We start from the raw sequence: 12,712 nt of genomic DNA, 5'->3' as shown, positions 1-12,712 counted from the left end.
CGCGTCTTCGTCATTCCATCTTGAGAAGCGTGGAAACCACGTTGACACGCTGCCAACTGTCAATTTAATGTCACGAGCGCTTAATCAAGGAGGACTTATGAAGAGATTATCGGGGCGGCTCAGGTATTTCGTTTTAGGAATTGCATGGGGATGGACCTCGTTGGTCATTGCCCAGAATCAAACCGCTTCCGTCAGTCCAATCCTTTCCAGCAATGCCGTGCCGTTTCGCATCCAGATCGATCAGGCCGGTTTCTCTTTGCCAAGCGCCTTGCAATCCTATGTCCTGGGAACGCACGGCGGTAAGTGGCTCCTGCTGGCGGGACGAATCAATGGCTTGCACGATTTCAGTAATAATTCGAGCAACTTTCCGGCAAACACCCAGAACACGACCATCTTTGTCGTCGATCCCAATCTCCAAACGGTTTCGACTCGTTCACTCACCAACTCTGGTTCCGGGCTGACGCAGGCGCAAATCGATCTCTTGTCCGTGACCGCCGCACAGTCGTACCAGTCGGGAAACACCCTTTATATGTCGGGCGGTTTTGGCATTGAAAGTTCCACGAGCAACTTCACCACCAAGGCGGCCCTGACAGCCATTGACGTTCCCGGGCTGATGCACTGGGTAACGGGTCCTTCCACCAACGAAACGGCCGCGCAACATATCCGGCAAATCTTCGACCCGATCTTTCAGGTCACCGGCGGGGTCATGATCGAGGCCCGCCCGCACCATGCGCTTCTCGTGTTTGGGCAGGACTTCGAAGGGGCCAACATCACCTCCGACGGCACCTACACCATGCAGGTCCGCCGTTTCCGCATCCTCGACAATGGGACGAGCCTTTCCTTTGTCGCCCAGAAGCCAGTGCCCCGACCCCCGGATTCGAACTATCGCCGCGCAAACCTCAATGTCGTCCCGATCATTGAACGTGGTCGCAAGGGTTTTGTGGCCTTTTCCGGCGCGTTTACCGAGAGCTTTGGGATTTGGACGGTTCCGGTTGAAATCAAGCGGAATGGTACTGCAACGATGGCCAATCCATCGGCTGCCGACACGTTCAAGCAAGGAATGAACAATTGGACCTGTCCCACACTGGAACTCTATTCGCGCAAAGAGCACAACTCGTACACGGTGTTGATGGGCGGTATCAGCTTCGGCTTTTTCGTTGGCAGCGCATTTCAGACGGACCCCGAATTGCCATTCATCAACCAGGTAACGGCCATCAAAGGCGATCGAGACGGGGTGTTCTCGCAGTGCTTGATAAACTCCGAGTATCCCGTAATTCCGTCCACCGGGTCCAATCCGGGCAACCCGCTTCTCTTTGGGGCCGAGGCCACACTGATTCCCGCGGATGGGTTGCCCACATACAGTAACGGCGTATTGCGATACGATACGCTGGGAAGCGACCCCATCGTGGTCGGCTACATCGTCGGGGGAATCCAAAGCACGGTGCCCAATACCAACACCAGTGCGGACAGCGCCGCGTCACCGTACATCTTCACGGTGACTCTGATCCCCACGCATCCCTAGACGTTCTCGTTCGGCCTATTTCCCGTAGAGATCGTTGAGCAGGGCAGCCAGACGGTAGCCCGCGACAACGATCCGTTGGCGGGCGGTCTTCGTGGCTTGCTTGACGTATTCTTCCTTCAAGTTGATATTCTTGGCGCCGTACGGTTCGCCAAGCGTGCCATAGACCTGTGTGCAGGCGATTTCGTGCGATTCCATGATCCACTTCTTCACGTCATAGCTCGTATCCGGCTTCTCGGGCATGTCGAGGGGGAGCTTCTTGAGCCATTCCTTCATTGGCGGACTGTCCGGGGCCAGCGCATGGTCCAGCGGATCCTGGGTCTTGACCTCGCCGTTCTCGTAGTAACGCCGATAGGCTTCGTCCCAGAACGAGTGCAGATTCTTCCCATAAGCCTCGTCGCCGAGGTTGGCCACCGTTACGCCGTTGCCGCCGGCATCATCCTTGAATCTATCGCCGGGTTTCGCGTCCGGATTGTAGCGCGCGGTCGTGTGCAGTGGCTGGTGAATGTCGCCCACGAAGTGGATGACCATCGCGAGTGCGACGGACTCGTTCGTCACCAGCACATCGGCCTGCTTGTTGCGGATGAGATCGACGCAATGCGTTAGCGCCACGAGGACGTCACCGTTGGTCGGGGTCAAGGCGGGAGGATGCGAGAGCACATCGGGATCATTTGTCGAACAGCCGATGTCGATGTAGTGCCATGGCTTGTACAGGCCGCGGAACTGCGGGTCGCCCGCCGGCCCTTTGATGTCGTCCGCCCAGCAGGCAATGTTGACGGCGTTGTACGGCGCGTCCCCTTTGTGAAGCTTGGCGGCCAATTCGTCCACGCGGGCGCGGGCCTTGTCATTGAGACGGTCGTAGGCGACCTGGGCGACGAGCATATGCCCCATGCCGTCCCAGGCGCTGGCGTTGAACGCCGTGGCGATCGCCATCAGTGAAGCGACCGCAATACATTTCAAATTCTTGACTTTCATGAGCCTATCCTCCGATTCGTGAATTCCGGATGTGCATGTGTAATCAGTGTGCCAGAAGTATTAGACGTATGCAGCGAAATGCGCAAGCTCATATCCGTCAATTCTCGTGCAGCACTACCGACAATGTTTCGTGTCCATTCGTCCTTCATGCGCAACTCGGCAACCAGAAGGTCAATCGGAATCTTTGATTTCCGACGGCCCTTTATGCTACACTCCCAATCATTGGTCGCCATCAACGGCGGCCAACACAATGGAGGGGGAACCATGAGAAAGTTACGATTGACTGGTCTGATTGCAGTGGTTGTACTCGCGGGCGCCATGGCGGCGTCGGCAGATGATCAACAACAACCCACGCTGGATACTGAAGTCAAGGATGCCATCCAACTCTTCAAGAAAACCGACTCGACGATCGGGAAGCTCTTCGATACGGCGTATGGCTACGTGGTATTTCCAGGCATCGGCAAGGGTGCGGTCGGCATCGGGGGCGCCGCCGGCAACGGCCAGGTTTTCGAGAAAGGAACGCTGGTCGGGACCGCGCGGATGACGCAAATTACCATCGGCGCGCAATTGGGCGGCCAGAAATTCGCCGAGGTGATCTTCTTTGAAGACAAGCCCTCGCTGGACAGCTTCAAGGGCAGCGAATGGGCTATGAGCGCCGGGGTCAGCGCTGTGGCCGCCGCCGAGAGCGCGTCCGCCGATGCGAAGTACAAGCAGGGCGTGGTGGTGTTCACCGTCGCCAAGGGCGGGTTGATGTTTGAGGCCAGCGTGGGCGGACAGAAATTCAAATTCACGCCCCTCGAGAAGAAATAGCGCAAGGGCTCGCGCGGGTTTCTCTGCCGTGAGAGAATGATTCGGGCGTTGCTCCGAGGGCTTGGTGTGTACATAATTCGCCGCCAGCATGCCGGACATCATTCTCACCACGCTGAACGCGAAGTACGCGCATTGCTCGTTCGGGTTGCGGTATTTGATGGCGAACCTGGGCGAACTGCAAGCGCAGGCGCAGATTCTTGAGTTCGACATCAATCAGCGACCCATCGACGTCGTTGAGGCGATTCTCCAGAATAAGCCGAAGATCGTCGGCGTCGGTGTGTACATCTGGAACGCAACCCAGTCGCTGCAGGTGGTGGCGGATCTGAAGCGGTTGCGGCCGGAGTTAATAATCATTCTCGGCGGGCCTGAGGTCAGCTACGAATGCGACCGGCAGGAAATCGTCCGGCTGGCCGATCACGTCATCACCGGTGAGGCCGATCTGGCGTTCGCCGAACTGTGCGGGCAAACACTGGCCGGGAACGCACCGCAGTCGAAAATCCGTCCCGCTCCCCTGCCCGATTTCGATCGGCTGGCGTTGCCGTATGAATTGTACACGGACACCGACATCGCTCACCGCGTCATTTATGTGGAAGCGTCGCGTGGCTGCCCGTTTGAGTGCGAGTTTTGCCTGTCGTCGCTCGACATCCCGGTGCGCAATGCGGCGCTCGACAGTTTTTTGGCGGCGATGCAGCGCCTGCTCGACCGCGGTGTGCGACAGTTCAAATTCGTGGATCGCACCTTCAACCTCAACCTGAAGATCAGTTCGGCCATCCTGGAGTTCTTTCTCGAACGCTATCAGCCGGGATTGTTCGTGCACTTCGAGATGATTCCCGACCGATTGCCGGAGGCGTTGCGCGAGCCCATCCGAAAGTTTCGGCCCGGAGCGCTGCAGTTCGAGGTTGGCATCCAGACATTCAATGAACAAGTCGCCAAGCTCATCAGTCGACGTCAGGACAACGCGAAAGTCGAAGAGAATTTACGCTGGCTTCGGGACGAGACCGGCGTACACGTCCATGCGGACCTGATCGTCGGCCTGCCCGGCGAGGATGTAAATAGTTTTACCGCGGGATTTGACCGGCTGGTTGCGCTCGGCCCGCAGGAGATTCAAGTCGGGCTACTGAAACGACTGCGCGGTACGCCGATCGTGCGCCACGACCGCGAATGGGGCATGGTGTACAGTCCCGAACCACCCTACGAGATTCTACAAACCAAGCTGATCGATTTTTTCACGATGCAACGCCTGCGCCGCTTCGCCCGCTACTGGGATCTCATTGGCAACAGCGGCAATTTCGTGGAAACGACTCCCCTGCTCTGGCGTGAAGGCTCACCGTTTCAAGGGTTCATCCGTTTCTCAGATTGGCTTTATGCGCAGACCAGGCAGACACACAGCATCGCGTTGCAACGGCTTCGCGACCTGGTCGCACGCTATCTCATAGAAAAAATCGACCTACCGCAGGAGGATATCCAGAGCACACTGCAACGTGACAGCGACCGCACACGCGGCGTCGCGGTACCCCATGCGCCGCCGCGACAAGCGCGCCATCTGGCGAAGTCCCAACAGCCGGACTGACTAGGCCCTCGGCCTCTTCCCGACGTTGCTGGCGTAGGCGGCCTGCTCAACGGCGCGGGCGACGCGTCGCACGACCTGTTTGTTGAACACGCTGGGGATGATGTATTCCTCGCTGAGTTCGTCCGAAGTAATGCACCCGGCGATGGCCTTGGCTGCGGCAAGCTTCATCGGTTCGGTGATGGCGGTTGCGCGGGCATCAAGCGCGCCGCGGAAGATGCCGGGGAACGCGAGAACATTGTTGATCTGGTTTGAGTAGTCACTACGGCCCGTAGCGATGATTCGCGCGTACGGCTCGGCATCCTCGGGCATGATTTCGGGCGTTGGGTTGGCGAGCGCGAACACAATGGCGTCCTTCGCCATCTTCTTAAGCGCCTTGACGGTGAAAACGCCGGGACCGCTGACGCCGATGAACATATGCGCCCCGCGCGCCGCATCCTCAACGGAACCGCTGACATTGCGCGCGTTGGTGTGCTCCGCGAGCCACGTCTTGCTGAAATCAAGGTCGGGAAGCCGTTTGCGGCAGATGATGCCTTTGCGGTCACAACAGATAATATGACGAGCGCCGGCGGCCTGGAGCATTTTGGTGACGGCGACGCCCGCGGCACCCGCGCCAACGATGAGGATTTTGATCTCGCTCATCTTCTTCTTGATCACCTTCAGCGCGTTCAGCGCGGCGGCGAGAACAACCACGGCGGTACCGTGCTGGTCGTCGTGGAACACGGGGATATCGAGTTCTTCCTTGAGGCGGTCCTCGATCTCGAAACAGCGCGGCGCGCTGATGTCTTCGAGGTTGATCCCGCCGAACCCAGTGGAAATCCATTTCACGGCGCTGATGATTTCCTCCGTGTCCTGCGTTTGAAGACAGATCGGATAGGCATCGATATCGCCGAATTCCTTGAAGAGCATCGCCTTGCCCTCCATGACGGGCATGGCGCCTTCCGGCCCGATGTTGCCGAGGCCGAGGACGGCGGAACCATCGCTGACGACGGCGACGGAATTATGTTTAATCGTGAGTGTGCTGGCTTTGCGTTTATCTTCGGCGATGGCCAGGCACACGCGCGCAACGCCGGGCGTGTAGGCCATCGAGAGCGCGTCACGCGTGGTCAGCGGGATTTTGTTCTGGATGCGGATCTTGCCGCCAAGATGCATCAGGAACACGCGGTCGGAGACGTTGATGACCGTGATGCCCTTGATGCGTTTGACCGCCTCGATGATGGCCTGGGCGTGTTCGTCATCGCGGGCGTTGACCGTGAGATCGCGCACCTTGAATTTGCGGTCCGCGCGCACCACGTCCACTGCGCCGGGATCGCCTTGCAGCCGCGCGATCACGTGCAAGAGCTTCGCGAACATCCCCAGGTTATTCACGATGCGCAGGCGCATCGTAAAACTGTAGCTGACACTCGTAGCAATCCGGGCCATGGGTCCCTGTCCTTTCACCGCAACCTACTTTTACCTTCGATGACGAAAATGCTGCCAGCCAAGCCAGCCAACGGCGACGAACGGCAGCGCCAGCGCCAGCACTACGAAAAAATATCCCGCCGCGCCTTCGCCGACCCGCCGCTCCACGAAAATGAAGCCGATGACGAGGGGCAAGACGCCATACACCATATAGCGTAGCAACAAGCCCCATTGGAAAAGTTTCATCTTCGCAGCGAATATAGGGAGGCGGTGCGGCGTTTGCCAGAGAAACCGCGAGAGAGATACTTGGGAGACGGCCGGAAGAGTGACTACGGCAGGCGTAGCGTGATTTCGCGTCCGTTGAGGTCGAGTTTCACGCGGCGGTTTTCAATCGTGACCACGCGGGCGCCCTCGATGTCGTCGCCTTCACGAACGGTCTGGTTGTTGATCATCGCCTCGCTGCCATCTTTCGCGTAGGTGATTCCCTGAAGAACAAGCTTCGGCAGATCAGCAGGCCCGCTCTTGGAGGCCACCACTTGCTCAGCCTTGATCCGCTCCATGAGCTTGTTGACGATTTGGTCCTCAGCAGTCTTCGTGTCGGTCGTCGTTGCGAGCGCGGACGGCGGAGTCATCTCAGCTCTTGGTGATACTTCCGGCATGGGCGCGGGCTCTGTCGCCGGCTTGATCGCGCGCAGGGTCGGTTTCCTTTCCACCACGGGAGCATCCGAATTCGAAGCGAAACCATCCTGTACATTTTGTACGTGTTCGGCAATGCGGGACCCCAGTACAATGACAGTCACAAGGATCACGCCAGAGACCAGGATCGTAACCAGAAAATTGCCTTTCGCGCCGCTCGACTCAACTTTACTCTCGATGCGATAACTCGCGGGGACAGGGGACAGCGCAGCCGCGGTGGACGCCGCGTCGCGGGTTCGCTTCAGGGCTTCGTTGATCAAGCTCACGCCGCTACTCCTTGAAGTTCATCGATCGCCAGGTCCACGAGTTTCCGGGTCATCAAGCCAGTCTGCATCACAAAGCCCGCCAGCAGGGTCTTGTCACAGACGGCATTGATCAGCCGCGGGATGCCTTCCGAATACTTGAAGACCAATCGGGCTGCGCCTTCATCGAAACGCGGTGTGCCGTTGGCGCCGGCGAGTGTGAGGCGATGATTGATGTAACTGGCTGTCTCCGTCGCGTCGAGCGGTCGGAGGTGATAGCGCACGGTGATGCGCTGGCGGAGTTGCCGCAGTTTTGGCTGCTGCAATTTCTCGCGAAGCTCGGGTTGCCCCATCAGGACGATTTGCATCAGCTTTTGGCGATCGGTCTCGAGGTTGGAGAGGAGCCGGACCTGTTCGAGTAATTCATCCGTCAGATTCTGTGCTTCGTCGATGATCAGGACCACATCGTGGCCCTGGTTGACCTCGACGAGCACAAAGTCATTGATTGCCTGCAGATAAGCCACGCGGTCGATCCCCCGCGCCTTGAGGCCGAACTCCATTGCGACGGTCTTGATCAACTGATGACTGCTCAGGCACGGATTGAGGATGAGCGCGGTTTTGTAGGTCGGGCCGAGTTCTTCGAGCAGCTTCCGGCAAATCGTTGTCTTGCCCGCGCCGACTTCGCCGGTCAGCTCGATGAAGCCTTTCCGCTCGCGAATGCCGAACAGGAGGTGGTTGAACGCCTCCTGGTGCTTCGCGCTGAAGAAAAGAAAACGCGGGTCCGGAGTGATATTAAACGGCGCTTCCCGCAGATTGTAGTACTCCAAATACACAGTCGTCGGCCTCCATTTCGCTGCTCGTTCTCATTAACAACAAGCATTCCCTATGCCGCCACGACATGCCTAACAACTTGCAGCCACGCGTCTTTTGTGTTGCGATAACACCGCGGCGTGCCTAAGTTGAAGGGGAATCAACGAAGGAGGTTGAACAGTCATGAAACGAGCGCTTCCAGTTCTTCTCGTCTTCCTATCCGGCTGCCTCGTGCAATCTTTCCATCCGTTCTACACAGACAAATCCAAAGTCGCGCTACCCGGGCTAAACGGAGAGTGGGATGCGGTCACGATCTGGGGTGACAAGGCGGCCACTAATCTCCCACCTTGGCGCATCTCAGGCAACGAGCTTGTGGCCTACGATTCCGCGACCCCGTCCTCCAAGATCCGGGTAACTTTCTTCAAGGTCGGAGAACGCCTGTTCTGCGACTCGGCCGCCGATGATGTGGGCGATGGCCCAAAATTGCCTTCGTACCTGGCGCAGCACCTGCGCGGCGTCCATGTGATCACCAAAATCGAGACAAACGAAGATACACTTGCGTTCCTGCCCCTTGATTATGACTGGCTTACCGTTTGCCTCGGCGAGGGAAAGGCATTGCTGCCGTACTTGACCCGGGCCGAGGAAAAGAACTGGATGCTCTTCACCGCAACGCCGGCGGATTGGGAGAATTTCCTCACTACTTACGGAAGCGACGCCAAAGCGTTTCCCATCAATCATCTTTATCTTCTCAAACGCCATGTGTCCGCTCCCGGCAAAGAACCGTCGAGTCACTAACTAATCGAAATGACACCATGAAAGATCCACGTCACGAAAAACTTGCCCGCTTGCTGACGGAATACTCCGTCGCGTTGAAACCCGGCGACGTCGTCGCCATCCAGGGCGATGCGTCCACTGCCCCGCTCATGCGCGAATGCTACCGGGCAGCACTGCGCCGTGGCGCGTTTGTGACGACCGATGTGCGCATTGACGGCATGGCCGAGATCTTCTACGCCGAAGCGAACCGGGATCAGCTCAAGTGGGTGTCGCCCTTCGCGAAGTTCAAGTTTCAGAAGATCGACGCCCTCATCAGCTTCTGGGCCGAGGAGAACACGAAGGCGCTCACCAATGTTGACCCGAAGTTGCTAGCGGCGGCGTCTTCCGCGCGCAAACCGATCAATAAGATATACATGGACCGCAGCGCGAGCGGCGCGTTGCGCTGGGTCGGCACGCAGTGGCCGTGCAACGCCAGCGCGCAGGACGCGGAGATGTCGTTGACGGAATACGAGGAGTTCGTGTTCGGCGCGGGTCATCTCGACGACCGCGATCCGATCGCCGCATGGAAGCGCATCTCGAAGGACCAGCAAGCCCTCACCAATTTTCTCAACAAATCGCATGAGGTCCGCATCGTCGCGGAAGACACGGACATCCGTTACTCCTGCAAAGGCCGCAAGTGGATCAACTGTGACGGTCACTACAATTTCCCCGACGGCGAGGTCTTTACCGGGCCGGTCGAGAACAGCGTCGAAGGCCACGTGAAGTTCAGTTTCCCGGCGGTCCACGGTGGACGCGAAGTGCACGGCGCGCGACTGACCTTTGAGCGCGGCAAGGTCGTGAAAGCCGAGGCCGAAAAAGGGCAGGATTTCTTGCGAGCGATGATCAATATGGACAGCGGCTCATGTTACCTCGGCGAGGGCGCCATCGGGACGAATTACAACGTGACGCGCTACACCAAGAACACATTATTCGACGAAAAGATCGGCGGCACGATCCACCTCGCACTCGGCGCGGGTTACACCGAGACCGGCAACAAGAACCGCAGCGGCCTGCACTGGGACATGGTCTGTGACCTCCGAAAAGGCGGCGAGCTCTACGTCGATGGTGAATTGATTCAGAAGAACGGCCGGTTTCTCAACAAGAAGTTCCCGCAGCCGTAACGTCCAGAGTTCAGGCACGCGGGACCAACCAGCCTGAACCGTGAAGCGGAACTGAGAGCGCTATCCCGCGTCGCCTGCACCGATTTGTTAGCTATCAAGCTGTTGTGAAATGAAATCCCATCTATCATGATATGATGCGACATTCCAAAAGTAGGCATAACGCTTCGATCCGACGCCAACGGCGCGCACCGCACTGTCTCGGCGCACCTGACCGTTTTTTCCGACACCGCTGAGCCATCGTGCGTGAAACTCACTAACATTGCGCGCCATATCTGACGCCGGAATGATGAAATACTCAAAAGCCCCGCTGGAACTGGGCAATGGAATACCTCCGAGAATCCAAAAAAAGTGTGGGCCAAAATCTCGCTCGGCCTTGCGGCCGACGCTGCACGTCATAGAGCCGGGAACGAATGTCTTGACCTGGATGTGGACGAATTTTGTCCCCGCGCGATTGCTACACAAGACGTCGGTATTTGGCGTGTTCCCCATCGTAACCACGGCAGCATAGCCACGACGACAAAGCTCTCCGGCAACGAAGAACTGACTGGCGTTCCCTCGGTGCGACTTATCGTGCTCGGCGCTCATGATGGTGAACATGCTAGCGTGTGGTCTGCGCTGCAACAAGGTCAAACGTCCGAACGTGTCACCCTGAGTCCCGTTCTCGGGATCCCGCCCGTGCGGGACTTGTCGAAGGGTCTCTGTCGTTCCGTTCCGAGAAAAAGGCAGAGATTCCTCGACAAGCTCGGAATGACCGGAGAAAACATTCTTTGTGAATGTTGAGATTCTCTACTCCGCCGCCCATGCGCAATTTCCAGATTCGGAACCGCTCGGTGGTGGGAAAGCGGTTGCGGATTATTTGATTCGTGAGTGGCACAAACTGAGTTCGTTTCCGCTTGCGGTGCTGAGTCCGAAGTCGGTGGGCCTCGGTCACCGGGAAGCAGCGCGCCCGGCGGTCGCGCCCTACCGTCTCGCGGAGATGAGCGAATTCCAATATGCGCGGTTCTGTCGGGAGTTCGAGCGGGCGACGACGAGCGAGATCCTAAAGCGTGACCCGCAGCAATGCGTGGTCCTTTGCAATGACATTAGCGAAGGGCCGGACTTCACGGTGCTGGGCGAGCACGGGTATCGCCTCGTGACGATCTTTCATGTGGATGTGGTTGAATACTTCACGCGGTTCTATTTGCGGGGGTTGATCCGACCGGAAACGGCGGCGCGGTTTCGTTGGTTTGGCGTTATGCCGGACGTGTTGAAGTTGGTGTTTGAGAAGCAGTATCAGTGCGTGCGGTACAGCGCACGGATCGTCGTGCCCTCGGCGCCGATGCGAGATGTGATCTTGCGGTGTTACCCGTGGTGCGCGCCGGAGAAGATTGCGGTGTTGCCATGGGGGAATATTGCGGCGCAGGATTCGGCGCGCCCGGCGGTCGCGCCCTACCAACTCGATGTTTCGGACGACGAGATCGTCATCATCACGCTCAGTCGATTGTCACCGGAGAAAGGAATCGAGCGTTTGCTGGCCGCCCTGCCCTATCTCGGTTCCACGGACAAGAAGGCGCGGGTGTTCATCTGTGGCGGGCCGGCATACATGAAAGGGCGCGCGTATGAACAGAAGCTGCGACGGCTCGCGGCGCGGGTCACGACCGCGCGCGTGGAGTTTACCGGGCACGTGACCGGTGCGCAGAAGGCGGCGCTGCTACAACGCGCGGACATCTTTGTTTCACCTTCCAAGCATGAAAGTTACGGGCTGACAATTGCGGAGGCGTTGGGAGCGGAATGTCGGGTGATCTCGCACCACCATTACGGCGCCGAGGGAGAAGTCGTGGATTGCGCCAATTCCAGAGCGTTGGCAAATGCTCTTGGCAAGTTGATCACGCAGGGGCGGACGGCGAAGACCGGCGCGGCCGTGCGCGAATCCTCATCGGCAGCTGAGAAATTGGCGGCGCTGCTGACCGCTATTGCGGAACTTCCGGCGGCACAATCGCCTTCGTGACGGCCTCTAGCACCGCCTTCACCTTTTCCGGCGGTGCGTCCTTGCCAGGTTCGATGTGTCCCCAACGCAGTTTGGGCAATGAGCGCGACAGCGTGCTCTTGCCCGAAGCCCAAAGCTCGACCCACGCCCGCGCCTGCTTGGCATTCTCGGTTGTGGCGATATCCACCCAGCGCGCCCCCATCATCGTGGCCGCCATATCGTCGAGGTCGAAATAGTTATTGGGGTCCTGGCGATCAACTTCTTCTTTGATGATTGCCGCCGAGCGACCGACGTCAAAGTAACCTTCGAACGCGCCGCCACCGATAAAGTGCATGGCTTTGTCGTTCTGTCCTTGGAATTCCGGCGTGCCGCCGTTGCGGCACCACAACCATAGTCCGCCAAACATCGCTCGGACCTGATCATCCAATCGTGTCTTGGCGTTGGCATTAACATTGGTAATGACCATCTGGCAGAGATCCTGAAAGATGTGATCGAAATCCACGCTTTTTGTCTGCAATTTTGTGGCAAGCGCGGCGAATTTGGTGTCTTCCGTGATGATCGGCTTGGGGGTGGAATTCGTTTGCGCGCTGGCCGTGAATGCGGTGAGGCAGACGAATGCCAAACTCCAAAAACTAGGGGCGTGCTTTCGAAATATCATTGTAGGTCAACCTATCAAACGAACCCAGTATCAGCAATGGCGCTGGCAATAGGTGTTAAGACCGTCTTCGGCGATTCAGCTTGCAATTTGGACGTCAAAAATGTATTAATTACTCCTAGTAAAGCGGTTTTCTG

At 58.0% G+C, this 12,712-nt stretch carries 13 protein-coding genes; 6 read left to right on the top strand and 7 right to left on the bottom strand.

Going from position 1 to position 12,712, the window contains the following annotated elements; all coding sequences use genetic code 11:
• Positions 1-97: 97 nt before the first annotated feature.
• Positions 98-1,522: a hypothetical protein gene (locus tag VNL17_04585; protein ID HXI83352.1), complete on the top strand. Its 1,425-nt coding sequence runs from the start codon at positions 98-100 to the stop codon at positions 1,520-1,522.
• A 15-nt stretch (positions 1,523-1,537) separates the two neighbouring features.
• On the opposite strand, the gene VNL17_04580 is transcribed toward VNL17_04585, so the two are convergent.
• Positions 1,538-2,494 (bottom strand): S1/P1 nuclease, encoded by a 957-nt coding sequence (locus tag VNL17_04580; GenBank protein ID HXI83351.1) that lies wholly within the window; start codon positions 2,492-2,494, stop codon positions 1,538-1,540.
• 264 nt (positions 2,495-2,758) lie between these two features.
• Here VNL17_04580 and VNL17_04575 point away from each other — a divergent pair, with 264 nt between their 5' ends.
• Together VNL17_04575 and VNL17_04570 are read left to right on the top strand one after the other, a co-directional pair.
• Positions 2,759-3,304 carry a hypothetical protein gene (locus VNL17_04575; protein ID HXI83350.1) on the top strand — a complete coding sequence of 182 codons (546 nt, stop codon included), beginning with the start codon at positions 2,759-2,761 and terminating at the stop codon, positions 3,302-3,304.
• An 88-nt stretch (positions 3,305-3,392) separates the two neighbouring features.
• Positions 3,393-4,874, top strand: coding sequence for a radical SAM protein (locus tag VNL17_04570; GenBank protein HXI83349.1), 1,482 nt, complete (start codon positions 3,393-3,395; stop codon positions 4,872-4,874).
• Here VNL17_04570 and VNL17_04565 read toward each other — a convergent pair whose 3' ends face one another.
• The 4 genes from VNL17_04565 to VNL17_04550 form a co-directional block, all read right to left on the bottom strand.
• Entirely contained in the window at positions 4,875-6,224 is a 1,350-nt protein-coding gene (locus VNL17_04565) for an NAD-dependent malic enzyme (protein ID HXI83348.1), read from the bottom strand.
• A 99-nt stretch (positions 6,225-6,323) separates the two neighbouring features.
• A complete protein-coding gene (locus VNL17_04560; protein ID HXI83347.1) occupies positions 6,324-6,518 on the bottom strand; it encodes a hypothetical protein in 195 nt (64 codons plus the stop codon).
• An 83-nt stretch (positions 6,519-6,601) separates the two neighbouring features.
• Positions 6,602-7,234, bottom strand: coding sequence for a general secretion pathway protein GspB (locus VNL17_04555; GenBank protein ID HXI83346.1), 633 nt, complete (start codon positions 7,232-7,234; stop codon positions 6,602-6,604).
• A complete protein-coding gene (locus VNL17_04550; GenBank protein ID HXI83345.1) occupies positions 7,231-8,043 on the bottom strand; it encodes an AAA family ATPase in 813 nt (270 codons plus the stop codon). The genes VNL17_04555 and VNL17_04550 overlap by 4 nt, the downstream gene beginning before the upstream one ends.
• A gap of 160 nt (positions 8,044-8,203) precedes the next feature.
• On the opposite strand from VNL17_04550, the gene VNL17_04545 reads away from it, so the two are divergent.
• Positions 8,204-8,815, top strand: coding sequence for a hypothetical protein (locus VNL17_04545; protein ID HXI83344.1), 612 nt, complete (start codon positions 8,204-8,206; stop codon positions 8,813-8,815).
• A 17-nt stretch (positions 8,816-8,832) separates the two neighbouring features.
• Positions 8,833-9,954: an aminopeptidase gene (locus VNL17_04540; GenBank protein ID HXI83343.1), complete on the top strand. Its 1,122-nt coding sequence runs from the start codon at positions 8,833-8,835 to the stop codon at positions 9,952-9,954.
• 87 nt (positions 9,955-10,041) lie between these two features.
• Here the strand turns inward: VNL17_04540 and VNL17_04535 are convergent, their stop codons facing one another.
• On the bottom strand, positions 10,042-10,551 hold the full coding sequence (locus tag VNL17_04535) for a hypothetical protein (GenBank protein HXI83342.1): 510 nt from the start codon (positions 10,549-10,551) through the stop codon (positions 10,042-10,044).
• Between the two features lie 172 nt (positions 10,552-10,723).
• Here VNL17_04535 and VNL17_04530 point away from each other — a divergent pair, with 172 nt between their 5' ends.
• Positions 10,724-11,941 (top strand): glycosyltransferase family 4 protein, encoded by a 1,218-nt coding sequence (locus tag VNL17_04530; protein ID HXI83341.1) that lies wholly within the window; start codon positions 10,724-10,726, stop codon positions 11,939-11,941.
• On the opposite strand, the gene VNL17_04525 is transcribed toward VNL17_04530, so the two are convergent.
• A complete protein-coding gene (locus VNL17_04525) occupies positions 11,904-12,578 on the bottom strand; it encodes a hypothetical protein (GenBank protein ID HXI83340.1) in 675 nt (224 codons plus the stop codon). The two genes, VNL17_04530 and VNL17_04525, sit on opposite strands and share 38 nt — an antisense overlap.
• Positions 12,579-12,712 lie beyond the last annotated feature (134 nt).

The organism is Verrucomicrobiia bacterium, assembly GCA_035577545.1.
Lineage (GTDB): Bacteria > Verrucomicrobiota > Verrucomicrobiia > Palsa-1439 > Palsa-1439 > Palsa-1439.
The sequence above is the reverse complement of the archived record's forward strand: the minus strand, read 5'-3'. Positions and strand labels throughout refer to the sequence as shown.